Consider the following 22,745-nt stretch of genomic DNA (forward strand, 5'->3'; position numbering starts at 1 on the left):
GCCCATCTGCCAACGCGGACAACCACTTTCAAACAAACAGTTGAGGGGTGGCACCGCACAGCGGTGCCACCCCTCAACTCACTTCGACACAGGCCCTAGTGGTGGTCTAGCAGGTAGCGCGGCACAACTGCCGACGCCGATGGCCGGGCCGACTGGATCACAGCCGCCCGGCCATACTTCCCGAGGATGTCCAGTATTGCGCGGCATACCGTCAACAGTTATTTCCCTGTGCACCAACTATTTCCACGATCGAAGCCGCTCGTCTCTACGCACAGCACGGCCTCGACCTCAACACCGTCCGCGAACTACGTTTCTGAGCGAGACTTCCGGCAGCACGCCGCGAGCCCAGCAACAGCGGGACCCCGGTCCCGTCCATTCCGGCCGCAAATGGTGGATTCCGGTGGCTGGTTGTCGCTGTTGCTGGGGTTGTGGGTTCCCGCAGTTCGGTCCGGTGGTTCCCCGCTTTGGATTGTGCGGGTTTCCGCATGGTGATGCACTGGGGTGTTCCGTAGCGTCGCCGCTGTGCGGTATCTGATCTTGCTCGGTGGCTGCGTTCTGTCGTTGTTCGCCATCCATGCCCGCTGGGACGTGGCGCTGGCGGCGTGGCTGTGCCATGTTCTGTTGCTCCGGTTCAGCCGACAGAGCCGGTGGTGGGTAGCCGGGCTGTGGATGTGGCTGGTCATGACGCTGGACCTGGCGGTGTGGATGTGGCACGCGGAGCTCGGCAATCCGGCCTTCATTCTGATCGGCGGCGCGCTCAGCCTGGTGTTCAGCGTGCCGTATCTGATCGATCGGCTGGTCGCGGCGAGGCTCGGAAACTGGGCGCTGGTGAGCACTCTCGCGTTCCCGCTGGCGAAGGTGGCCGTCGAGTTCGTGGTGTCGACTATGACCCCGGTCGGCGGCATCTACGGCGTGCTGGGCACCACGCAGCACGGCAACCTGCCCTTGGCTCAGCTCGCATCCGTGACCGGTGTCTACGGCGTGAGCTTCATGGTCGCCTGGTTCGCCTCGGTCACCGTGACCTGCTGGCAGCACCGGTCGCGTCCCCGGTGGTTGCGCACCACCGTCGTGACCTACCTGAGCGTGCTGGCCGTGGTCCTCACGGCCGGCGGGGCGCGGATTGTCTCGTCCACGTCAACCGATACGACCGTGCGGATGGCCGGTGTCGCACCCTCCCCCAGCGCCTGGGCGCATACTGTCGGCGCGCTCGCCCCATACCAATCGGTGGAGGAGCTGAACAGGGCCGACCCCGCCGTGCTGCGCGAGGCGTTCGCACACGTCGTGGACGACTTGCTGGCACGCAGTGCCCGCGAAGCCGGTGCCGGCGCGAAACTCGTGGCCTGGCCGGAGTCGGCGGTGGTGACCATGGCACGCGACGAGTCGGCTCTGCTGGCCGGCTTCCGGCAATTCGCCGAACGGCACCACATCTACCTGTCGGCCGGCATGACCGTGTACACCACCACCGCGCCGTATGTCCGTAACCAGACGGTGCTGGTCGCGCCGAGCGGCGCACCCGTGTGGGCCTACCAGAAGGCGCATCCCATCCCGGTTCTGGAGCCCTACGCCGCCGGCGACGGTGTGGTGCCCACCGCGGACACCCCGTTCGGACGGCTGGCCACGGCGATCTGTTTCGACATGAACTTTCCCGCGCTCGTGCGGCATGCAGGTCAGCAGCGAGCCGACGTCATGCTGGCGCCGTCGAACGACTGGCGCGGCATCAAGGACATGCACGCGCAGAACGCGAGGTTCCGCGCGATCGAGAACGGCTACACCCTGGTCCGCCCCACCACCGAAGGCATATCCGAGGTCGTCGATCACCTCGGCCGCGTCGTAGCCGCCAGCGACTACTTCACAAGCGGCGACGATCCGACGATGGTGGCCCAGGTGCCGACACGCGGCACACAAACCGTTTATGGCGCGGTGGGCGACCTTTTCGGCTGGCTGTGCCTGACCGCACTGGCCGGCCTGGTCGTGGTCGCAATCCGCACCAGGCGCACCGAGCGCGATTGCCCGGCCCCAGCCGATGCAGACGATGTGTGATCGCACCGGTCGCGGTCGTGGAGTGGCTCGCCCGTCGCCTACGGGGCCGGGTCACACTGAGTTCATGATCGCACCGCATGTTCTCGACGCGTCCCGGCGGGCCGGGCGCGCCATCGTGGGCGCGCTGCTCGGCACCGTCAGCGCCGTCACCGGCATCGCGGTGCTGGCTGGGCGGGGACCGCGGCTGCGGCGGCATGTGCGCCGCGACCGGCACCGGCTGGTGCACTGGTTCGACGCCGACGCGGTGCGTGATCTGCCCGATCGCGATCCGGCGGGTTATGCGCTACTCCGTGCCGGATACGGAATCGCCTGCGGCGCTGCGCTTATCGCCGTGCTGACGGTCGTGCTCGGCTACCTCGGGTGGACAGCCGGTCTGACGGTGCTTGGCCGAATCCCGCTCGGCGACAGCGTGGTGTCGCTGGCCGTGGGCGCGGTCGGGATGTATTTGTGCGTGCGATTCGCGGTCACGTGGGGAACCTGGGACACCCGGGTGGCGGTGCGCCGCCTCGGCGACGACGCCACGCAGCGCCGGCTGCGCGAGCTCGAACGCACCCGGTCCGGCGTCGTCCGCGCGGTCGACGACGAACGGCGACGCATCGAGCGCGCGCTGCACGACGGTGTCCAGCAGCGCGCCGTCGCGCTGGCGCTGCAGCTCGGTCGCGCCCGCCGGGGCGCCCGTGGCGACCGCGCGGACTGGGCCGCCGAACTCGACCACGCCGCCGCCGAGGCCGGGCGGTTGATCGACGATCTGCGGGAGGTGGCGTGGCGAATCTATCCGTCGGTCCTCGACGAACACGGCCTCGCGGTCGCGCTGCGCGGGTTGTCCGCACACACCGTCGTGCCGCTGCAACTCGACATCGACCTCGACCACGAACCACCACCCGACGTAGCGGCGGCGACCTATTTCGTGGTCGCCGAATCCGTCACCAATGCCGCCAAACATTCCGGCGCCGATCACGTTTCGATAGCGGTGCGCACCACACCGGGAACCATCACCGCGATCGTGCACGACAACGGCCGCGGCGGCGCCGATCCGGGCGGTGCCGGTCTCACGGGGCTGCGGTGGCGCGTCGCGGCCCTCGACGGCACACTCGACGTGCACAGCCCGACCGGCGGGCCGACCGTCCTGACCGCGGAGCTGCCGTGCGCATCGTGATCGCCGAGGACTCCGCACTACTGCGGGAGGGATTGACCCGGCTGTTGACCGACGAGGGACACCAGGTCGTTGCGGTCGGCACCGCGACCGAACTGCTCCACGAAACCACCCACGGCACACCGGACCTCGTCATCGTCGACGTCCGGATGCCACCCACCCACTCCGCCGAGGGACTCGAGGCCGCACGAACACTCAAGGCCCGCTACCCGCAGCTGGGCGTGCTCGTGCTGTCCCAGTACGTCGAGCAGCACAACGCGATCGAACTCATTACCGCCGGCAAGGGCGGAATCGGCTACCTGCTCAAGGACCGGGTCGCCGACATCGACGCATTCCTGGCCGACCTCGACCGAATCGCCTCCGGCGGAACCGCATTCGACCCCGAAGTAGTCCGGCAACTCTTCGCCCGGCAACGCCGCCACAACCCGCTCACCGCGCTGTCACCCCGCGAACTCGACGTCCTCCGATTGCTGTCACAAGGACTCACCAACGCAGGCATCGCCGATACACTGTCCCTTTCGATCAGCGCGGTCGAAAAACACGTCAACGCCATATTCACCAAACTCGGCCTGACCAAAGACCCCGCCAACAGCCAACGCGTCCGCGCCGTCCTCATCTACCTCGACCAGAACACGGACACATGATCACCCGCAGTACGAACGCGCCATGAGCCTCCTGGCGGACCAGACAAGCGGAAATTGATGCAGGTGGTGACCAAAGCGATCGTGGGAAGTCTCTGAGATGCGCCAGTCGTGGGCCGCCCAAGGGTGGCTGGCCCTCGGGCGGCTCAACGGAAGACCCTCCTACTGTCGTGGCGTGCGCAACGCCTCCTCCACGAATTGCGTGGTGTAGGTCTCCGACAGGTTGATGCGGTCGCGCACGGGGCGCACGTTCTTCGAGTACTTCCCGAGGATGTCCAGCACGTTCTGCGCGCCTTCGGGTTTCATCAGGCCGTCGCCGTTGAACATGCCGACCGAGTCGCGGATCGACTGGACGTAGAGGTCCTTGCCCGCGCCGGCGTACTGCGGTGGCATCTTCGCCGCGATCTCCTCCGGGGTGTGCGTCTTGATCCACTGCAGCGTCTGCACGAACGCGGTGGCGAGCTTCTGCACGATCTCCGGATGGGCATCGACGGTCGCGCAGCTCATGTACAGCGACGTCGCCGGATACAGTCCACCCAGGGCGGCCCTCGTCCCCGCCTCGGTGCGCATGTCGACCAGAATCCGCGCCTCGCCGGAGTTCACCATCTGCGCCACCGTCGGGTCCGTGGTCATGCCCGCGTCGATGCCGTTATGGTTCATGCCCGCGATGAACGTCTGTCCCGCACCGACTTTCACCCGGGTGTAGTCCGCGGTGGTCATGCCCTCCTTGCCGGTGAGCGCCTGGGTGAGGAAGTCGGTCGAGGAGCCGAGCGAGGTGACGCCCAGATTCCTGCCGCGCAGGTCCGCGACCGACGTGATGGCGGCCGCGTCGGCCGCCGACACCAGCTCCACCTCGCCCGGCACGTCCGACATCTGTACCACCGAGCGGATGCACTGGTCCTTGGCTTGCAGGTCGATGGTGTGGTCGTAGAACCCGATCACGCCCTGCACGTCACCGCTGAGCAGTGCGGTCTCCGCGGTGGCGCCGGACTGCTCGCCGAGCAGCTTCACGTCGATGTCGTTGCTCTCGAAGAAGCCGAGTTGCTGGGTGAGCATGGCGGGCAGGTAGATCACCTTCTCCAGCCCGCCCACCATGATGGTGATCTGCGGGCGTCCGTCGGCCATCGGAATGGTGCGGGAGTCCCGGCATCCGGTGGTCAGCAGCAGTGCCGCGATCGCGACGACGACGAGCGCCCAATGCTTACGATGCTTCATGATCAGATCCCGTGGTTGGAGTTCGCCTGGGACGGCCGCCATTTCAGCAACCGGTTCTCCGCCATGCCGATCCCCCACTCCGCGATCAGCGCGATCACGGTGATGATGATCATGCCCGCGTAGATGCCGGCCGAGTCGAAGGTGCCCTGCGCGTTGCTGATCAGCAGACCCAAACCCTTGCTCGCACCGGCATATTCGCCGACAACCGCGCCGATCAGGGCAAAGCCGAAGGCGGTGTGCAGGCTGGACAGAATCCAGGTGGTCGCGCTCGGCAGCACGATCGACACCAGCACTTGCCTGCGGCTCGCGCCGAGGATGCGGGCGTTGTTGATCACGTTGCCGTCCACCTCGCGCGCCCCGGTGAACGCGTTGAAGAACACCGCGAAGAACACCAGCACCACCACGGTCGCCACCTTGGAACTCAGTCCGAGGCCGAACCAGATGATGAACAGCGAGGCGAGCACGATACGCGGAACCGCGTTGAGCGCCTTGATGAACGGCGCGAGCACCTCGGCCCAGTACCGGCTGCGGCCGAGCAGCACGCCGAGCACCACACCGGCCACCGTGCCGATCGCGAAGCCGAGCACGGCCTCCTGCACCGTGGTGTAGATCTGCAGCCAGATCGAGCCGAACTGGGTGCCCTCGGTGAACCATTCGACCAGCCGCGCCCAGATCAGCGACGGCTTGGAGTAGAAGAACGGGTCGATCCACACCGTCGCGGTGAGCTCCCACGCGCCCAGCCACAGCGCGACCAGCGCGCCGCGCAGCCCCCAGGTACGCAGGCGCGCGCGCCGGGCGTTGGTGCGCACCCTAGCCAGAATCTGCTCTTCGGTCTCGTTCTCCACCACCGGCGTTGCGGCGGCGTCCTTGACCAGTACGTCATGCGACACAGGAGGCTCCCTTCGCCCGGGCTGCCTCGACCTCGTCGCGCAGCGTTTCCCAGATTTCCTTGTAGATGTCCCGGAACTCGACGGTCAGCCGCACGTCCTCCACGCTGCGCGGTCGCTCGAGGCCGACGGTGAAGTCACCGCAGACGGTGGCCGGGCTCGCGGTCATGACCACCACCCGATCGGCGAGCACGATCGCCTCTTCCAGATCGTGGGTGACGAAGATGACCGCCGCGTTGGTGCCCGCCCAGACCCGCAGCAGCTCGTCCTGCATGAGCTGGCGGGTCTGCACGTCCAGCGCGCTGAACGGCTCGTCCATCAGCAGGATCTCCGGCTCGTTGACCAGCGTCTGCGCCAGCGCGACGCGCTTGCGCATACCGCCGGACAGCTGGTGCGGGTAGTAGCGCTCGAACCCGGCCAAGCCGACCTTGCGCACCCACGCCGACGCCTTCGCACGCGCCTCGGCTTTCGACGCGCCGCGCAGGCGAGGGCCGAGCGCGACGTTGTCCAGCACGCTCTTCCACGGCAGCACCGCGTCTTGCTGGAACATGTAGCCGATCCCGTCCGGGATGCCGTGGACATCCTTGCCGCGCACCAGCGTCCGCCCGGCCGACGCCGGTTCCAGACCGGATACCAGCGAAAGCGTGGTGGACTTCCCACATCCGGTCGGGCCGACGACGGCGACGAATTCGCCGGGCCGCACCTCGAGGTTCAAATTCCGTACGGCGGTGTGGATGCCGCCGCCGGTGCCGGGGAAACGCTTGGTCGCGCTCCGCAGCTCGATGAGTGATTGCGTCATTGCTTCCTACTCCTGCGAGATCGGGATAGGGCGACCGTACGTGTCCCGCGTCACACCGTGGAGCTTGTGCGCACAACCGCCACAATTGCGGGATTCGCAGGTTTTGCGCATTCTGCTCACGCTCGTCCGAGTGGTCTATGCTGCGGCTATGGCCAGTGAGGGCGCGAGGGCCGTGCGGTTGCGGACGCAAGTTCTGCTCTTGCAGATCGTGGTCGTCGCGCTGACTCTCGGTGTCGCGTTCGCGGTATTCGGCTATCTCAGCGACCAGCGGCTGCGGGACAGCTACGGCCAGCGCGCGCTGGCCATCGCCCGCACCGTCGCCGCCGACCCGGTGGTACGCCGCGAGGTGGCTCGGTACGCACCGGGCGCGATCACCAACGATCTGGCTACATACCAGGAGCTCGAGACGGGTCCTCTGGAGCGGCTGGCAGTGGACGCCACCCTGCGCAATGAGGCGTTGTTCGTGGTGATCGTCGACGACGCGGGCATTCGCCTCGCGCATCCGGACCCCGGCCGGCTCGCCGAGCTTGTCAGCACCGACCCGTCCGAAGCGCTTGCCGGACAGGAGTCGATCACCGAGGCGCGCGGCACACTCGGCGACTCGGTACGCGCGAAAGTGCCGGTCCGCGCCCCGGATTCCGAGCAGGTGGTCGGCGCGGTGAGCGTCGGCATCTCAACCGAGGCGGTACACGATCAACTACTCGACGATCTGCGTACCGCGGGCGTGCTGGTCGGCGCGGCGCTGCTGGTCGGCATCGCGGGCTCGATCCTGCTCGCCCGGCGGTGGCGTGGCCTGACGCTCGGGCTGGAGCCGGACGAACTGGCCGAACTGGTCCGCGGCCAGGCCGCCGTGCTGCACGGCATCGGCGGCGGCGTGCTCGCCGTCGACGCGTCGTGGCGTACGACCTTCGTCAACGACGAGGCGCGCAGGCTGCTCGGAATCACACCGGATATCGGGCAGCCGGTGGACGAAATCGGGTTGACACCCCGGGTGCTGGAGGCGTTTCGCCGGATGGACGAACAGCCGGCTTCGGCGACGGTCGGTTCGCATGTCGTCATCATCTCGGCGCGCCGGGTCAGCCGGGACGGACGCGACCTCGGCGCGGTGCTCACCGTGCGTGACCGCACCGACGTGGAGTCGCTGACCAGGCAACTGGACGCCGTGCAGTCGATGAGCACGGTGCTGCGCGCGCAGCGCCACGAGTTCTCCAACAAAATGCACCTGATCAGCGGCCTGCTGCACAGCGGGCGGGTCGAGGAGGCGTCGCGATCGATCGACGAGCTGGTCGGCGCGGGCCCGCTCGGCGCCGCGACCCCCGGCATCGACGCCATCCATGACGCCTATCTCCAAGCATTCCTGGCCGCCAAGGCCGCGCACGCCAGGGAGAACGGCGTCGAGCTGCTGCTCGGAGCCAATACGTGGGTCGAGGGCAGTCTCGCCGATCCGGTGGACGTGACGACGGTGCTGGGCAACCTCCTGGACAACGCGATGGAGGCCGTCCGCGCCAGCGACCATTCCGTGCGTCAAGTGGAAGTCGAACTGGTGCAGGAGGATTCGACGTTGCATATCGCGGTCGCGGACAGCGGAGGCGGAGTAGCGCCGGAGCTGGCCGACACGCTGTTCATCGAGGGCATCTCCACCCATGAGGACCACGGTGTTCCCGGCGGGCGCGGGGTCGGCCTGGCCCTGATCCGCCAGATCGCGCGCGCACACGGTGGCGACGTGCGTCTGTCCAGCCCGGGTGGCGGCAGGCCGCCGCTCACCGGCGCCGAATTCATCGCGCGCATGCCCGGGGTGCTCGTCGACAGCGAGGTGCCATGGCCGCAGCAGCTCTGACCGTCCTCGTCGTCGACGACGATTTTCGCGTGGCGAATCTGCACGCCGGAATAGTCGAATCCATCGCGGGATTCACCGTGGCAGGCACCGCCAATACGCTCGCCGCCGCGCGGAGGATCGTCGCGGCGGAGCCGGTCGACCTCGCTCTGGTCGATATCTACCTGCCCGATGGTTCCGGCATCGATTTCGTTCGCGAGATCCGCTGCGACGCCATGGTTCTCACCGCGTCCACGGAGAGTGCGGCCGTGCGGGCGGCGATCGCGGCGGGCGCGTTGGCCTACCTGGTCAAGCCTTTTCCGCACACCGAACTGGCCGCGCGGCTCGCCGCCTACGCCCGCTACCGGCATATCCTCGCCACACCGCAGATCGACAACACCCGGGTGTCCGCCGCGCTGCACGCACTGCGCCCCGCCGCCACCACGGCCGCGCCGGCCACGGTAGCCTCGTCCCCCACGAAAGACCTTGTCCTGCAGTCCATTCGCGAGGCGGGTGGGCCGCTGTCCGCCGGTGAGGTGGCCACCGCCATCGGCGTCTCCCGCGCCACCGCCCAGCGCTACCTAGCCGCCCTGGTCTCCAGCGGCGCCGTGCGCATGCGCTTGCGCTACGGCAGCACCGGACGGCCCGAGCAGGAGTACTCGGCGGCGACCCGCTGAACGGACCGCCCGTCGCGGCCGTTCACGCGGTGCGGACGGGGAATCGCCGCGCCCACGGCTCGTGCGGCGTACGCGCGGCGTTGAGCACGGAGCTGAGCAGTCGATACCAGCCCGCGATGGTGACGAGTTCGAGGATCTGATCGTCGCGGTAGCGGGCGGTGAGTTCCGGCCACAGGTCATCGGAGATGTCCGCGGTGTCGTGCAATTCGTCGGCGAGCCGCACGAGCACGGCGTCCTGCGGCGACCACACCGGGTCGTCGGCGGTTCCGGACGCGGCGGCGTCGGTCTGCTCGGCGGTCAAACCGACCTCGGGCGCTTGGACCACGGCGTGCACACCCCACTCGTACTCCGCGCCCGCCCTGGCGCAGACGCGATGGATGACGATCTCGCGGTCGCGCGGCGGGACGCGACCGTGACCGAGGATGCCCGCGCCGAGCGGACGCATCCGCCCGAAGAGTTCCTCGTGGATCGCGAGGGTGCGGAACAGCGCCAGCGGCTCGACCGCGGCGCCGGGCGGCATCCATTTGCGCAGCTGTTCCTCGATGCCGGGCGCGTACGGCGGGCTCAGCGGTGCGATGCGCGGGCTGGGTTGTTTCGCTGTCATGGTCAGGCCTCTCGATGTAGGTATCCTTGCTTCGAAAATCAGAGCAAGGACGGTGACGATGGTAGCTTCGGAATCCGAAGCAGACAAGATGCCCGCGGTCGGCTCTCCGGTGCGCGGATCGCGCTCCGGGCGCCCGATCATGGTGCTGCTGGATCTGCTCGGAAGGCGGTGGGCGCTGCGGGTGCTGTGGGAACTGCGTGACGGGCGCGCGGTTACGTTTCGTGAGTTGCAGGCGCGCTGCGATGGTGTGTCGGCCAGCGTGCTCAACGATCGGCTGCGTGAATTGCGTGCGGCGCACATCGTCGTCGCGGGAACCAATGGGTATCAGCTCAGCGGCGACGGGGTAGATCTGGTCGCGGCGCTCGCCCCGCTACAGGAATGGGTGCAGCGTTGGACCGGCGAAGCCGGAGACGAACCGAACTGAGCTTCCGCCACCGAGGACCGTCCATATCGTGCGGCCGCGCACCCACGGCGGCTGAGTAGCCGGTTCGGACGCTGGCTTGTGTCCCGGGCCCTTGATCCGCTCCGTGCAAGCGCCGAAGGCGGCGTCGCCAAGACGGCCGCGGTGTCTATCCGGCGACGGTAGCGTCGCGGTATGAGTTTGCTCGACGTCGCCATTGTCGGATATGGGTTGGCTGGGTCGGTGTTCCACGCTCCGCTGATCGCCGCCGAGCCTCGGATGCGGGTGGCCGCGGTGGTCACCTCGTCGCCGGAACGGGCCGAGCGAGCGCGCCAGGAGCACCCGGGTGTGCGTGTCGTCTCGCACGCCGAGGAGCTGTTCGCGGCACCGGCCGGGATCGATCTGGTCGTGATCGCGACGCCCAACCGCACGCACGCGCCACTGGCCCGACTGGCGCTCGACGCCGGGTTGCCGGTGGTGGTGGACAAGCCGTTCGCGGTGTCGGTGGCCGACGCCGAGGACCTCGTCGCCCGAGCGGAGCGCTCCGGGCTCGCGCTGTCGGTCTTCCAGAACCGGCGCTGGGACGGCGACTTCCGTACCGTGTGGGAACTCGTGCGGACCGGAAAGCTGGGCCGAGTGCACCGTTTCGAGTCGCGGTTCGAACGCTGGCGCCCGGTCCCGAAAGGCGGCTGGCGGGAGATCGGCTCCGGCGACGAGGGCGCGGGCATTCTGCTCGACCTCGGCAGCCACTTGGTGGACCAAGCCGTGACGCTGTTCGGCCCGGTGCGCTCGGTGTACTGCGAACTCGACCGGCGGCGCGAGGCGATCACCACGGAAGACGACGCGTTCGTCGCGCTCACCCACACCAGCGGCGTCCGGTCCCAGCTCTGGATGAACGCCGTCGCGCCGCAACTCGGTCCGCGTTTCCGGGTGCTCGGCTCCGAAGCAGGTTACGTCACCTACGGGCTCGACCCGCAGGAAGACGCGCTGCGCTCCGGTCGCCGCCCCGACGACGGATTGCCGTGGGGCACTGTCGGACCCGAGCGCTGGGGCGTCTTCGGCGCCGAACCGGACTTCGCGCCGCTACCGACAGCGCCGGGCGACTATCCCGCGTTCTACTCCGCGATGGCCGCCGCCGTGCTCGACGGCGCACCGGTTCCGGTGGACCCGCGCGACGCTGTCACCACGGTGCGCCTTTTGGCGAAGGCGCGGGAGTCGGCTGCGGCGGGTGTGATCGTCACCGCCTGACCGGGACTGGCCACCTCCGGCGCGACTCGATAACGTCGATCTCCGAGGTCGGCCCGGGCCGGGCCGGTTGGGTGGAGAGGAGATCCGAATGGGTTCAACGGTTTTCGCGGTATTTCTGCCACTGGCCCTGGCCTTGGTGATGTTCGGGCTCGGACTGACTTTGACGGTGGACGATTTCGCGCGCGTGCTTCGGTTTCCGAAGGCGGCGGTGATCGCGCTGGTGTGCCAGATGGTGGTGCTGCCCGCACTGTGCCTGGGCATGATCTACCTGTTCGGCCTCGACGGCGCACTGGCCGTCGGCATGATGCTGCTCGCCGCGTCACCGGGTGGACCCTCGGCGAACCTGTTCAGCCACATCGCCGGCGGCAATGTCGCGCTGAACATCACGCTGACGGCGATCAATTCGGTGCTCGCGGTGTTCACCATGCCGGTGGTGGTCGCGCTGGCCTACACGTTGTTCCTGGACGGGGACGGATCGCTGGGACTGCGACCGGACAAGTTCGCGCAGGTGTTCGCCATCGTGCTGGTGCCGGTCGCGATCGGCATGGTGGTCCACCGCCGGTTCCAGGCGTGGTCGGAGCGGATGCGCGGCACGGTCAAGATCCTGTCCATCGTGGTGCTCGCACTGGTGGTCGCCGCGGCGGTCGGCAAGAACTTCGAGACGCTCACCGAGAACATCGGCACGCTGGCCTCGATCTGCCTGTCGTTCGCGGTGGTCAGCCTGACCATCGGCTACTTCGTGCCCCGGTTGTTCCGGGTGGATACCGACCAGGCGATCGCTTCCAGCATGGAGATCGGCATCCACAACGGGGCGATCGCGATCGCCGTCGCCGCTTCGGTTCTGCACGAGGACGCAATGGCTGTGCCGGGCGCGGTGTACGGCGTGCTGATGAACATCCCCGCAGCACTCGCGGCATATCTGCTGGCCAGGCGGGCGCGACGGGACCGGAGCGCACCAGAGCACAGCATGGCGAGCTAGCTTCGATACCGATCAGCCCGGGCGATCCGGACATCGGTTCGCCCACTGAGTAGCCTTTCGGAGGGTCGACGCCATTCGAAGGGAGCCAGCAGCGCGATGCAACCCCTCGGTGCGAGCGATCCGACGCGGATCGGCGACTATCGGCTGCTCGGTGTGCTGGGCGCGGGCGGCATGGGCCGGGTCTATCTGGGGCGGAACGCGGGTGGGCGCACTCTCGCGGTCAAGGTCATCCGTCCGGACATGATCGACGCCGAATTCCGCGAGCGCTTCCGGCGCGAGGTCACCGCGGCGCGCCGGGTCGGCGGACGGTTCACCGCGCCGGTGCTCGACGCCGACGTCGACGCCGATCCACCCTGGCTGGCCACCGGTTATGTGGCCGGTTTCGCGCTGGCCGACGCGGTCGACACATACGGTCCGTTCACCGAGAACTCGCTGCTCGTGCTGGCTCACGGACTGGTCGAGGCGCTGATGGCGGTCCATCAGGCGGGCGTGGTGCACCGCGACCTCAAACCGTCGAATGTCCTGCTGGCCCTCGACGGGCCGAAGGTGATCGATTTCGGCATCGCCCGCGCCATCGACGACAGCAAGCTCACCACGACCGGAAAGGTCATCGGCTCACCGGGATTCATGTGCCCGGAACAGGTGACCGGCGATCCGATCGGTCCACCCGCGGACATTTTCGCGCTCGGCGGCGTGCTCGTCTTCGCGGCGACCGGCCACGGGCCGTTCGGCATCGGCGAGACGTTGCAGATGCTGTGGCGGGTGGTGTACGAGCAGCCCCAGCTCGACGACGTGCCGGAGCGTCTGCGTCCCCTGGTGGCGGCCTGCCTGACCAAGGACGCCGCGGCGCGCCCGACCCTGGACCAGCTGCTCACGCGACTGACCGAACTCGGCATCCCCGACCGCGGCGGCTGGCTGCCCGGCCCACTGCTCGAACAGGTCAGCAGACGCGCGATAGAACTGCTCGACCTGGACTCCGGCACGATCGACCGGCTGGAGCCCACGACGCTCGGCCAGCTGGACCGGCTGGAGTCTTCAACGCCCGCTTCACTCGACCGGCCGCAGTCTTCAACGCGCGGTCCGGCCGACCAGCCACAGTCTCCGACACCCAGCTCAATCGACCGGCCGCAGTTTCCGCCACCCACTCCGGGCGACCGGCCGCACGCTCCGACACCCGGCTCGATAGACCGGCCGCAGTCTCCGACGCTCACCACGGGCGACCGGCCGCACTCTCCAGCGCCCGGCTCGATCGACCGGCCGGACCGTACGACGCCGGGGTCGGCGGATCCGGCGCGCACCGCCGACACCATTGCCCGCCCGACGACTCCGCCACCGCATACCCGAAGCGGCAACGCCGAGCATTCGGCGCCGACACAAACGTGGCAACCAGGCCCACACCCCTCCCCCGCATTCGGCCACCCAGCTGCCGGTCAGCCTACTTACTCACCCGCGCACCAGCATTCGCCGCAGTTCGCGTCTGCGCAGGCATCCACTCTGCGCCGCGCGATCCTGATCGCGGGTGCACTCGCTGTCGCTGTCGCCGTAGCGGTGGCGGCCTTCGCGGTCGGCGCCAAGCTGCGCGGCAGCGACTCCACCGCGGCCACTGCCGCCCCCTCCCCAGAGGTGGTCACGACGACAACGGCGGCCCGGACGTTGGCCGGTTCTCCCGTCACAACGGTGCCCCAAGCATTCGTCGGGGAATGGCGAGGGGTTGCCCGCGATGCTCTCGCGACCTTCGACATCGTGCTGATCATCCGCGACGGCGCTGTCGGTGAAGAAGTAGCGCAGTCGTCGAACACCGGCAAGCTCTCCGGCGAGCGCTGCGAACGCGCCGAGAGGCTGACCGGTGCCACCGAGACCCAGATAGCATTCGTCGCACGCCTGTCCGGCGGCTCCGCCGGATGCTTCGACAACGGCTCCGCCTCGACCGTCACGCTGCGGCCCGATGGTTCGTTGTCCTACAGCACTTCCGGCGGGGTCGGCAACATCGAAGGCGTGCTGCGCAGGAGTTGAGGCGGTCGCGGCCGGTGTCGCGGCCGGGAACGCTTGCGCGAGCGCGGGCGTGTGCGGGCGGTTAAGGTGCGGCGGTGGATAGAGCGGAATTTGTCGAGCGCGGCGCCTCCATCGCCGACCGTCTGACGACTACGCAGGCGCAACCGCCGTGGTGGCTGGTGGCGGCGGCCGCTGTGGCGGCGCTCGTGCTGGTGGGTTACACCCCGATCTGGCGGTTCACCCGCAACATCGTCACCATCGCGCACGAAGGCGGGCATGCCGTCGTCGCGCTGCTGACCGGGCGGAAGCTCAACAGCATCCGCTTGCATTCGGATACGTCAGGCCTGACGGTGTCGAGCGGAAAACCCTACGGCCTCGGGATGATCCTCACCACCATGGCGGGCTACCCGGCGCCGCCGCTGCTCGGGCTCGGGTTCGCCGCCCTGCTCGGCGCGAGCCGGATCACGCTGATGCTGTGGACCGCGATCGCGCTGCTGGCGGCGCTCTTGATCAAGATCAGGAACATCTACGGGGGCATCACCGTGCTCGGTCTCGGCGGTATGGTCTTCGCGGTGTCCTGGTTCGGAACCGACACGCTGCAGGCGGGTTTCGCGTACCTGGGCGCGTGGTTCCTGCTGTTCGCCGGGGCGCGTCCGGTGGCCGAACTGCAGCGCGGCCGCTCCCGCCAGCAGCGTTCCCGGTATCACGAGGTCGACTCCGACGCCGATCAACTCGCGCGGCTCACCCGGCTGCCCGGCTTACTGTGGGTCTTCGTGTTCGGCGCGATCGCCGTGGGTTCGCTGCTGCTCGGCGCGGGACTGCTGATCTCCGATATCGCCGAACTCAACCTGCCGAACGTGTCCGCCGGTTCCTGATCCGCGCCGACCGTTGCGGCGCAAGGCGATCAGCTGGGTTAGGCTCGAACCCCGCCCTGTGCCGCCGCCCGATTCGGCGGCGGCACATCGCCGAGCACAGTCGCTTCGGGCGTCCCGATGCCACCTCGCGATTCACGACATCCGGAGCGACGATGCGATACACCCGTACGCGCAGCTCGAGGCTGCGCCCGTCCTTCTCGATGATCACGCTGCTCGCGGTGTTTCTCTGCACCGGTGTGTTCGGTGGCGCCACGGCTTCCGCCGCACCGATCGAAACGGCCTGCGGAACCCCCTTGACAGCCGCCGAAACCGCGACCGTGGCAGCGCTCTCCGACACCACGACGCTGACCGGTTCGTCGCTGCGGCAACTGGAACAGGCGATCGGCAATCATCGGCGGATCACCGAAATCCTGGTCCGTCATCGCGACTGGCGCGGACTCTTCCCGCTCGGGCTCGACGCGGTCGAATACGCCGCGGTGCTGCCGTTGCAGCGCGACCCCGCGTCGTTCGCAGACCCGGAGTGGGCGCACCGGATCAGCCTCGAGCTGCTGTCCCGCTTCCTGCGCAATGTGCATGCCGAATTCACCGGCACGCCCGCGGAACCACACTGGGCGCACTACTTCTACCTGGCCCGCCACTGCGAGCTGTCCCCTGCGCGCGTCGCGATGGCGGGTTACAACGCACACCTGACCGTCGACCTGTCCTACTCCGTCGCGGCGGTCGGCAGCACACCAGCAAACGCTGCCGACTATTTCAGCCTCGTCGACGCGATCGCCCAGCAGGGCGCGCTGATCGTCGGCTCGACCAAGACGGTCTACGGCGCCGACCTCGGACCACTGTGGCGCTTCTACTTCGTCGGCGAGGGCCTGGACGCACTGCTCGGGCAAGGCGTCGCGACCGGCCCGCTGCTTCGTTTCGCCGACGCGGGCGCCAACGTCGTCATCTTCGGTAACGGTCTCGCCCTCAGTGACCCGGTCCTGGCGCCCACCGCGACCGCCGAGATCGACGCTCTCTGGCGCGGCCTCGATCTCGCTTTCGCAGTGCTGTCCCACCTCGGCGGTCTCTAGCCGACTCGCGGCTTCGAGCACGAGGCCGACTCCCCTTCCCCGCGCCGCACTCGGCGAAAACGCGCTGCTCGCCATTCGCACAGCCACCCCTTGACTAGACCGCCACTCTAATGAAATATTTCACTAGACTGCGACTCCAGCGAAGTGGCTGCGCTGCCGCGGCCGCGCGCGGGAGGAGCGCTCCGACACACCGACCCCGATACCTGAATGGAGGCCGCCATGACAGCTGGAAGGCATGGCTACAAATGGATCCGCGCCGAGATCGCGCGGCTCGATCCGGACGTCGACGCGGAACGCATTGTGCGGCTGACCACCGCCCAGCTCCTGCCCCGGAGCCTGATGGTCGTGCACCTGCTGTACACGATCGGTTTCGTCCGCTTCGCCGGGCCACCGGAAGCCGCGGCGCCGGTGGATCGCGACGGCGCCGGAATGCTCTACGAGCACGGCATCCGGCGCGCGGACGAGACCATGTTCCACTTGTTCTCGTGGATCGATGACGGCGTGACCAGCAGCGCGAGCGGCGAAAGCATGAACTACGTGCGCAACTGGCATTCCTCAGTGGCGCGCGCTTGGCCGATGCCGACACATACCTTCCTGCATAGCGCGGTCGTCTTCGCCCTCTTCTACGACCGGCTCTTGCGAAAGGTGGCGGGAGCACCCGGGTTGACCGAAACGGAACGCCGCGCCCAATACGCGCATTGGCACCGGGTGTCGGAAGGAATGGGCATCGCCGAGGTGCCCCGCACTTGGCAAGAGGCCGAGACCTATCTCGAAAACTATGAGCACGGCCCGGATTTCGCTTACTCACCCGAAGGGCAACGGTTGGCGAACGCATTGATCGACCAATTCGCCACCCGATGGTTCCCACGACCCCTCCAGTGGCTCGGCCGATGGCTGGCCGTCGCCCTATGTGAAGATCATGTTGTCTCGACGCTCCGACTCGCCGCGCCGCCGAAAGCTTTCACGACCGCGGTACGCGGAATCGCCCGCATCGGCGCTTTCGTCAGGCGGCATCTGCTACCGGACCCGCGCGAGGTCCTCCGACTCGGTGACATCATCAGCAACCACAAGGATTCAGCCCTGCGCCAGCCGGCCCACACACCGCTGCGGTAACTCCTGCCACGCCGCGCAGGTCACCTGCCCAGCATCGCCACGACCTCACGGACCAACTCCTCGGGCGTGCGGGTCGCATCGACGGTGACGCCCTTCTCATCGGCGTCCAGTGGCTCCAGCGTGGCGAGCTGGGAGTCGAGCAGACTCGGCGGCAGGAAGTGCTCGCGACGATTCGTGATGCGTCGCTCCAGTTCAACGCGCGGCACATCCAGATGCAGGAAGAATGCCTCGGGCACGGTCGCGCGCAGCCGGTCGCGGTAGACCCGCTTGAGGGCCGAACAGGCGACGACAGCGCCCCGATCGGACCGCTCGGCCATCGCGGCGGCAAGAGCGTCCAGCCATGGGGCGCGGTCGGCGTCATCCAAGGGTGTCCCCGCCGCCATCTTCGCGATGTTCGCGGGCGGGTGGAAGTCGTCGCCCTCGGTGTATGCGACGCCCAAGGCGTCTGCGAGGCGGGTGCCGACTGTCGTCTTCCCCGAACCCGACACGCCCATCACGACGATCACCGGTAGATCGCGCACTCGAACACTCCGTCCTGTCCCTATACCGCGTCGCGGACTTTCGTCATCGGCGACAACCTGGCGGCCATTACTTCGTCTACCCGTGCAGTGACGATCGAAGCCACCGGGTCTTAGATTTCAATGACCGCGACCTCGTGACAGCGCGAACCCTCGGTGGTGTGAACTATCCGCTGCGCCAAGGCTTTCGAGTGAACGCGGATCGACGAACGAGAAGAGCGACATGTTTGCAACGGAGCAACGGGCGCACCATACCGCCCTGACGACCCCGAGGCGGGCGCCGACCGACGGACTCGGTACCGGAGCCGTGGCCGCCTCGAGCGTCTGAGCGGGCGGCCATGCCTTCCACGCCGACCGCATCCGCCGAATTCGTCCCCGCTGACGAGCACATCGTGCGACACCTGCTGGACAGCATTCCCCAGCGGCACGCCTCGCGAGCGAACCTGCTGCGGGAGGAGATCCGCGCCACCGTCGCCCACTGCCTGGACCTGGTGGCATCCGATCGGGCTGAGCACCCGGCCCGGATGGATCGCATCCTGACCGCGGCGACACGATGGGCCTGCGTCGGCATTCCGCTGGATACCGTCCAGCATCTCGTCCACGCGGGTTTCCGGCTGTATCTCGACGATCACCTGCAAGGATCCGCACGTACCTTGCGGCACAAGGACATACGGCGAATCTTCGACGTCCTCCATGCGGTCATGGCGACCGTGTCGCTCGCCTACCTGTCGATCGCGCCCGGCGCGGAGCAGGCGGCTCCGCACGCCGTAGCCGCGGCACTGCTCGGTGGGCAGCACACCGCGAAGGTCTACCGCGAGCACGGTTTTCCGGTCGCCGACCGCTACAGCGTGCTGGCCGTCGCGGTCGGCGAGCACGGCGAGAAGCATCCCATTCGACACGGCGGGGACGGGCACGCCCTGCGGCAACGCATGCGGATCTGCCTAGCCGTCCAGTGTGGGCGGCATGTGCCGAGCCTGCTGAGCGTTATCGGTGGCACCATCCTGGTACCGGTGTCACTGCTCGCCGAGAACGCCTTGGACGACCTGGTCGCCGCACTGGCCACGGCCACCTCCGCACCGATCACGGCCGCCGCGGTCGCGGCCGACCAGGACCGGCTTCCCGACGCCGCCGACCAAGCGCACGAATTGCTCGACATGGTGCAACGCCTGCAGAGCCCACCCGGACTGTACCGTTTCGACGACTTGGCCCTGGAATACCAGCTCACGCGACCCGGCCCCGGCCGCGAACGGCTGGCCGCCCTGCTCGACCCCTTGGACGACCATCCCGAGCTGGTGCAAACCCTGCGCGAGCACATTCGCAACGACTTCAATCGCCAGCGCACCTCGCGTGCGATGTACCTGCACCCCAACACCGTCGACCACCGCCTCAAGCGGATCGGCCGCCTCACCGGCCTGGATACCGCACTCCCCCACGCGCTGTACCGTCTGCGCGCCGCATTCATCGCACGTAGCTACGCACAACCGACATCCATGCGCACCCCGTGACCGGCGGAATCGCTTTTTCCGCGCACCCTGAAGCGCTCAGGTCCGCGGCCTGATCGACCGAACCTACCGGCTAGTGTCGTCTGACATGGAACTACGCATCTTCACCGAGCCGCAGCAGGGCGCGAGCTACGACACGCTGCTCACCGTCGCCAAGGCCACCGAGGACCTGGGCTTCGACGCGTTCTTCCGCTCCGACCACTACCTGAGCATGGGTGACGCCGACGGCCTGCCCGGTCCGACCGACGCCTGGATCACGCTGGCCGGGCTGGCCAGGGAGACCAAGCGGATCCGGCTGGGCACCCTGGTCACCGCGGCCACGTTCCGGCTGCCGGGCCCGCTGGCCATCCAGGTCGCCCAGGTGGACCAGATGTCCTGCGGCCGCGTGGAATTCGGCCTAGGCACCGGCTGGTTCGCCGCGGAGCACGCCGCTTACGGCATCCCGTTCCCCGCCGACAAGTTCGCGCGGATGGAAGAGCAGCTGGCGATCATCACCGGGCTCTGGGCCACCAAGCCCGGCGACACCTTCAGCTACGACGGCAAGCACTATCAGCTCACCGACTCGCCCGCCCTGCCCAAGCCGGTGCAGGACCCGATACCGGTGCTGATCGGCGGCCAAGGCGCCACCCGCACCCCGCGGCTGGCCGCACAGTACGCGAGCGAGTTCAACATGCCGTTCTCCTCGATCGAGGACAGCACGCGACAGTTCGATCGGGTTCGCACCGCCGCAGAATCATACGGACGCAAGGCCGACGACCTGGTCTACTCCAATGCCCTGGTGGTGTGCGTCGGCGCGACCGACGCCGAAGTGGCGCGCCGAGCCGCGGCCATCGGACGGGAGGTGGACGAACTGAAGACCAACGGCCTGGCCGGTTCGCCCGCCGAGGTGGTGGACAAAATCGGCCGGTACGCCGAGATCGGCACCGACCGCATCTACCTCCAGGTTCTGGATCTGTCCGACCTCGATCATCTCGAACTGATCTCCACCCAGGTGCAGTCGCAGCTCTGAGTGGCACGGCGGCCACCCGATCGCCCTGCGATAGTTCGCCATGTCCGCACGCTCTCCGGATGTGGCGGACGGGAAGCACGGCCCGGCGGTTCGTCGCGGGACGACCCGTCGGCGAACAGCCGCGAGCGGGGCCGAACCAGCCTATGGTTGGGCCTATGACGCCGCTGCAGCGCTATATCGCAGAGGAGATCGCCACCGACCACGCCGACGGCATCCTCCCCCGGCGGGAGGCGCTGCGGCGATTGGCTCTGCTCGGGGTCGGCGCCAGTGCCGCGGTCGCGCTGCTCGCCGCATGTGCGGGGAACGACACCAGGATCACCGACGGGGGTCCCTCGCCCACGGCTCCCTCCTCGCCGCCCGGCGCGGCCGACGCGGTACCCACTACCGCCATCACGTTCGCCGGGCCGGGCGAGACGCAGCTGCAGGCCGCGTGGGCGGCGGCGCAGCAGCCGCGCGGCGGGGTGCTGGTCATCCATGAGAACAAGGGCCTCACCGACCACATTCGCTCGGTGGCGGGGCGATTCGCGGGGGCCGGATATTCCGCGCTCGCGGTGGATCTGCTCTCCTCCCGTGGCGGCACCGCCGCGTTCACCGACCCGGCGGCGGCAACCGCCGAGCTGAGCCGTATTCCGCAGGAACAGTTCGTCGCGGACCTGAGCGCCGGACTCGACGAACTCCAGCGCCGAGTCGGCGGAAAGAAGCTGGGAGCCACCGGTTTCTGCTTCGGCGGCGGCCTGACGTGGTTGTTGTTGACCTCCGGCGCGCCGCTACTGGCCGCGGCGACGCCTTTCTACGGACCGTTCCCGGACAACGGCGATCTCTCCGCGTCGAAAGCCGCGGTGCTGGCGATCTACGCGGCGGCCGACGCCCGCGTGAACGCCTCCCGTCCTGCCGCCGAGGCGGCCCTGGCCCGCAACGGCAACCCCTCCGAGGTCTTCACCGCACCGAACGCTGACCACGCCTTCTTCAACGACACCGGCCCGCGCTACAACGCGACGGCCGCCACCGAAGCCTGGCGGCGCGTACTCGACTGGTACAGCGCGTATCTCGGCTGATGCTTCCACGATTCTGCGCGGCCGTCGCCGGGTTGCTGATCACCGGGGCGGTCGTGGCGTGCGGCGAGGAGAACCCGACCGGACCAAGCGTCGCGCCGATACCCACCGGAGTCGGCACTACCTCGCCGAGTAGCCCGACAGGGCAACCCGATCTCGACGCGCCCGAGCAGGTAGCTGAGAATATCGACGTTCCATGGGGGTTGGCGTTTCTGCCGGACGGCGCCGCGCTGGTGGCCGAGCGCGACACCGGACGGATACTGCGACTGGTTCCGGGTCGTGCACCGGAACAGGTGTACCGAGTGCCCGGCGTGGCCGCACGCGGCGAGGGTGGGCTGCTCGGGCTCGCCGTTCCGCCGGACTATGCCGAAAGCCGTTATGTCTATGCGTATTTCACCGCGGACACGGACAACCGAATCGTGCGGTTCCGGCTCGACGGGCAACCGGAAGTGCTGGTCGCGGACATTGCGAAGGCCGGTAACCACAACGGTGGGCGGATCGCGTTCGGGCCGGACGGCATGCTCTACGCCGGAACGGGCGATGCCGGGCAATCCCGCCGGTCGCAGGACCCCGCGAGTCCGAACGGCAAGATCCTCCGGCTCACTCCCGAAGGCCGGCCCGCGCCCGGCAATCCGGATCCCGGCTCGCCGGTCTACAGCCTCGGCCACCGCAACGTGCAGGGACTGGCATGGGATCGGGCCGGCCGCTTGTTCGCGGCGGAGTTCGGTCAAGACCGGTTCGACGAAATCAACTTGATCGAGCCGGGCCGCAACTACGGCTGGCCCGCCGTCGAGGGCGCGGGTGGTACCGACCGCGGCTACACCGATCCGCTGATCACGTGGACCACCGCGGAAGCCTCGCCCTCGGGCATCGCCATTACCGCGGACACGCTGTACGCCGCCGCGCTGCGCGGCCGACGGCTCTGGACCGTACCGCTGGAAGACGGCCGCTTGGGCACACCTCGCGCGGAACTGCGCGACCACTACGGCCGCTTGCGCACGGTGGCCGTCGCACCGGACGGCGCGCTGTGGCTGACCACCTCCGACACCGATGGCCGCGGGAACGTCGACCCCGGCGAGGATCGCGTGCTCCGCTTCCCCGCTCGCTGAGCCGGAATCCTGTTCGAGCGTGACGGCCACCACCGGCCAGATCAGTTGTGCA

Annotated in this window: 21 protein-coding genes; 16 read left to right on the forward strand and 5 right to left on the reverse strand. The window is 68.4% G+C overall.

Annotated features, from left to right (window positions below):
• The first annotated feature begins 522 nt into the window (after positions 1–522).
• The 3 genes from IU459_RS14795 (at position 523) to IU459_RS14805 (ending at position 3,837) form a co-directional block, all read left to right on the forward strand.
• On the forward strand, positions 523–2,040 hold the full coding sequence (locus IU459_RS14795) for an apolipoprotein N-acyltransferase (protein ID WP_324198871.1): 1,518 nt from the start codon (positions 523–525) through the stop codon (positions 2,038–2,040).
• Positions 2,041–2,104: 64 nt separating this feature from the next.
• On the forward strand, positions 2,105–3,196 hold the full coding sequence (locus tag IU459_RS14800) for a sensor histidine kinase (RefSeq protein WP_195130107.1): 1,092 nt from the start codon (positions 2,105–2,107) through the stop codon (positions 3,194–3,196).
• A complete protein-coding gene (locus IU459_RS14805) occupies positions 3,184–3,837 on the forward strand; it encodes a response regulator transcription factor (protein ID WP_195130108.1) in 654 nt (217 codons plus the stop codon). Before IU459_RS14800 ends, IU459_RS14805 begins: the two co-directional genes overlap by 13 nt.
• 159 nt (positions 3,838–3,996) lie before the next feature.
• Here IU459_RS14805 and IU459_RS14810 read toward each other — a convergent pair whose 3' ends face one another.
• From IU459_RS14810 to IU459_RS14820, 3 genes are read right to left on the reverse strand one after another with little or no spacing between them, the layout of a single operon-like run.
• Entirely contained in the window at positions 3,997–5,049 is a 1,053-nt protein-coding gene (locus IU459_RS14810; RefSeq protein ID WP_195130109.1) for an ABC transporter substrate-binding protein, read from the reverse strand.
• A 2-nt stretch (positions 5,050–5,051) separates the two neighbouring features.
• Complete coding sequence (locus tag IU459_RS14815; RefSeq protein ID WP_195130110.1) at positions 5,052–5,939, reverse strand: ABC transporter permease; 888 nt, start codon at positions 5,937–5,939, stop codon at positions 5,052–5,054.
• Positions 5,929–6,735 carry an ABC transporter ATP-binding protein gene (locus IU459_RS14820; protein ID WP_195130111.1) on the reverse strand — a complete coding sequence of 269 codons (807 nt, stop codon included), beginning with the start codon at positions 6,733–6,735 and terminating at the stop codon, positions 5,929–5,931. Before IU459_RS14820 ends, IU459_RS14815 begins: the two co-directional genes overlap by 11 nt.
• A 148-nt stretch (positions 6,736–6,883) precedes the next feature.
• Here IU459_RS14820 and IU459_RS14825 point away from each other — a divergent pair, with 148 nt between their 5' ends.
• Both IU459_RS14825 and IU459_RS14830 read left to right on the forward strand, forming a co-directional pair.
• Positions 6,884–8,572, forward strand: coding sequence for an ATP-binding protein (locus IU459_RS14825; protein WP_195130112.1), 1,689 nt, complete (start codon positions 6,884–6,886; stop codon positions 8,570–8,572).
• Entirely contained in the window at positions 8,554–9,225 is a 672-nt protein-coding gene (locus tag IU459_RS14830; protein ID WP_195130113.1) for a response regulator transcription factor, read from the forward strand. Before IU459_RS14825 ends, IU459_RS14830 begins: the two co-directional genes overlap by 19 nt.
• 22 nt (positions 9,226–9,247) lie before the next feature.
• Here the strand turns inward: IU459_RS14830 and IU459_RS14835 are convergent, their stop codons facing one another.
• Positions 9,248–9,829 (reverse strand): carboxymuconolactone decarboxylase family protein, encoded by a 582-nt coding sequence (locus IU459_RS14835; RefSeq protein WP_195130114.1) that lies wholly within the window; start codon positions 9,827–9,829, stop codon positions 9,248–9,250.
• 58 nt (positions 9,830–9,887) lie between these two features.
• On the opposite strand from IU459_RS14835, the gene IU459_RS14840 reads away from it, so the two are divergent.
• From IU459_RS14840 to IU459_RS14870, 7 genes are all read left to right on the forward strand, one after another.
• On the forward strand, positions 9,888–10,253 hold the full coding sequence (locus IU459_RS14840; protein WP_195130115.1) for a winged helix-turn-helix transcriptional regulator: 366 nt from the start codon (positions 9,888–9,890) through the stop codon (positions 10,251–10,253).
• 171 nt (positions 10,254–10,424) lie between these two features.
• A complete protein-coding gene (locus tag IU459_RS14845; RefSeq protein WP_195130116.1) occupies positions 10,425–11,477 on the forward strand; it encodes a Gfo/Idh/MocA family protein in 1,053 nt (350 codons plus the stop codon).
• A gap of 88 nt (positions 11,478–11,565) precedes the next feature.
• On the forward strand, positions 11,566–12,456 hold the full coding sequence (locus IU459_RS14850; protein WP_195130117.1) for a bile acid:sodium symporter family protein: 891 nt from the start codon (positions 11,566–11,568) through the stop codon (positions 12,454–12,456).
• Positions 12,457–12,552: 96 nt separating this feature from the next.
• Positions 12,553–14,469, forward strand: coding sequence for a protein kinase domain-containing protein (locus IU459_RS14855; RefSeq protein WP_195130118.1), 1,917 nt, complete (start codon positions 12,553–12,555; stop codon positions 14,467–14,469).
• A gap of 74 nt (positions 14,470–14,543) precedes the next feature.
• On the forward strand, positions 14,544–15,323 hold the full coding sequence (locus IU459_RS14860) for a M50 family metallopeptidase (protein ID WP_195130119.1): 780 nt from the start codon (positions 14,544–14,546) through the stop codon (positions 15,321–15,323).
• A 152-nt stretch (positions 15,324–15,475) separates the two neighbouring features.
• The gene (locus tag IU459_RS14865) at positions 15,476–16,390 is read left to right on the forward strand and encodes a DUF5995 family protein (protein WP_228837953.1); all 915 of its coding nucleotides are present in this window, start codon (positions 15,476–15,478) and stop codon (positions 16,388–16,390) included.
• 219 nt (positions 16,391–16,609) lie between these two features.
• Positions 16,610–17,503, forward strand: a complete 894-nt coding sequence (locus IU459_RS14870; RefSeq protein ID WP_195130120.1) for an oxygenase MpaB family protein — start codon at positions 16,610–16,612, stop codon at positions 17,501–17,503.
• A 20-nt stretch (positions 17,504–17,523) separates the two neighbouring features.
• On the opposite strand, the gene IU459_RS14875 is transcribed toward IU459_RS14870, so the two are convergent.
• Positions 17,524–17,997, reverse strand: a complete 474-nt coding sequence (locus IU459_RS14875) for a gluconokinase (protein WP_195130296.1) — start codon at positions 17,995–17,997, stop codon at positions 17,524–17,526.
• 362 nt (positions 17,998–18,359) lie between these two features.
• Here IU459_RS14875 and IU459_RS14880 point away from each other — a divergent pair, with 362 nt between their 5' ends.
• From IU459_RS14880 to IU459_RS14895, 4 genes are all read left to right on the forward strand, one after another.
• Positions 18,360–19,526: a PucR family transcriptional regulator gene (locus IU459_RS14880; protein WP_195130121.1), complete on the forward strand. Its 1,167-nt coding sequence runs from the start codon at positions 18,360–18,362 to the stop codon at positions 19,524–19,526.
• 85 nt (positions 19,527–19,611) lie between these two features.
• Positions 19,612–20,532 carry an LLM class F420-dependent oxidoreductase gene (locus IU459_RS14885; RefSeq protein ID WP_195130122.1) on the forward strand — a complete coding sequence of 307 codons (921 nt, stop codon included), beginning with the start codon at positions 19,612–19,614 and terminating at the stop codon, positions 20,530–20,532.
• Positions 20,533–20,687: 155 nt separating this feature from the next.
• Entirely contained in the window at positions 20,688–21,587 is a 900-nt protein-coding gene (locus tag IU459_RS14890; RefSeq protein WP_195130123.1) for a dienelactone hydrolase family protein, read from the forward strand.
• Positions 21,587–22,693 carry a PQQ-dependent sugar dehydrogenase gene (locus IU459_RS14895; RefSeq protein ID WP_195130124.1) on the forward strand — a complete coding sequence of 369 codons (1,107 nt, stop codon included), beginning with the start codon at positions 21,587–21,589 and terminating at the stop codon, positions 22,691–22,693. The genes IU459_RS14890 and IU459_RS14895 overlap by 1 nt, the downstream gene beginning before the upstream one ends.
• Positions 22,694–22,745: the final 52 nt, after the last annotated feature.

The sequence above is a fragment of the Nocardia amamiensis genome, from assembly GCF_015477605.1.
Classification (GTDB): Bacteria; Actinomycetota; Actinomycetes; order Mycobacteriales; family Mycobacteriaceae; genus Nocardia; species Nocardia amamiensis_A.

Coding starts and splice junctions, on each gene's coding strand:
- IU459_RS14800 (WP_195130107.1), top strand. CDS start 2,105: ATGATCGCACCGCATGTTCTCGACGCGTCCCGGCGGGCCGGGCGCGCC.
- IU459_RS14810 (WP_195130109.1), bottom strand. CDS start 5,049: ATGAAGCATCGTAAGCATTGGGCGCTCGTCGTCGTCGCGATCGCGGCA.
- IU459_RS14820 (WP_195130111.1), bottom strand. CDS start 6,735: ATGACGCAATCACTCATCGAGCTGCGGAGCGCGACCAAGCGTTTCCCC.
- IU459_RS14825 (WP_195130112.1), top strand. CDS start 6,884: ATGGCCAGTGAGGGCGCGAGGGCCGTGCGGTTGCGGACGCAAGTTCTG.
- IU459_RS14830 (WP_195130113.1), top strand. CDS start 8,554: ATGGCCGCAGCAGCTCTGACCGTCCTCGTCGTCGACGACGATTTTCGC.
- IU459_RS14835 (WP_195130114.1), bottom strand. CDS start 9,829: ATGACAGCGAAACAACCCAGCCCGCGCATCGCACCGCTGAGCCCGCCG.
- IU459_RS14840 (WP_195130115.1), top strand. CDS start 9,888: ATGGTAGCTTCGGAATCCGAAGCAGACAAGATGCCCGCGGTCGGCTCT.
- IU459_RS14845 (WP_195130116.1), top strand. CDS start 10,425: ATGAGTTTGCTCGACGTCGCCATTGTCGGATATGGGTTGGCTGGGTCG.
- IU459_RS14850 (WP_195130117.1), top strand. CDS start 11,566: ATGGGTTCAACGGTTTTCGCGGTATTTCTGCCACTGGCCCTGGCCTTG.
- IU459_RS14855 (WP_195130118.1), top strand. CDS start 12,553: ATGCAACCCCTCGGTGCGAGCGATCCGACGCGGATCGGCGACTATCGG.
- IU459_RS14865 (WP_228837953.1), top strand. CDS start 15,476: ATGCGATACACCCGTACGCGCAGCTCGAGGCTGCGCCCGTCCTTCTCG.
- IU459_RS14870 (WP_195130120.1), top strand. CDS start 16,610: ATGACAGCTGGAAGGCATGGCTACAAATGGATCCGCGCCGAGATCGCG.
- IU459_RS14875 (WP_195130296.1), bottom strand. CDS start 17,997: ATGGGCGTGTCGGGTTCGGGGAAGACGACAGTCGGCACCCGCCTCGCA.
- IU459_RS14880 (WP_195130121.1), top strand. CDS start 18,360: ATGCCTTCCACGCCGACCGCATCCGCCGAATTCGTCCCCGCTGACGAG.
- IU459_RS14885 (WP_195130122.1), top strand. CDS start 19,612: ATGGAACTACGCATCTTCACCGAGCCGCAGCAGGGCGCGAGCTACGAC.
- IU459_RS14890 (WP_195130123.1), top strand. CDS start 20,688: ATGACGCCGCTGCAGCGCTATATCGCAGAGGAGATCGCCACCGACCAC.
- IU459_RS14895 (WP_195130124.1), top strand. CDS start 21,587: ATGCTTCCACGATTCTGCGCGGCCGTCGCCGGGTTGCTGATCACCGGG.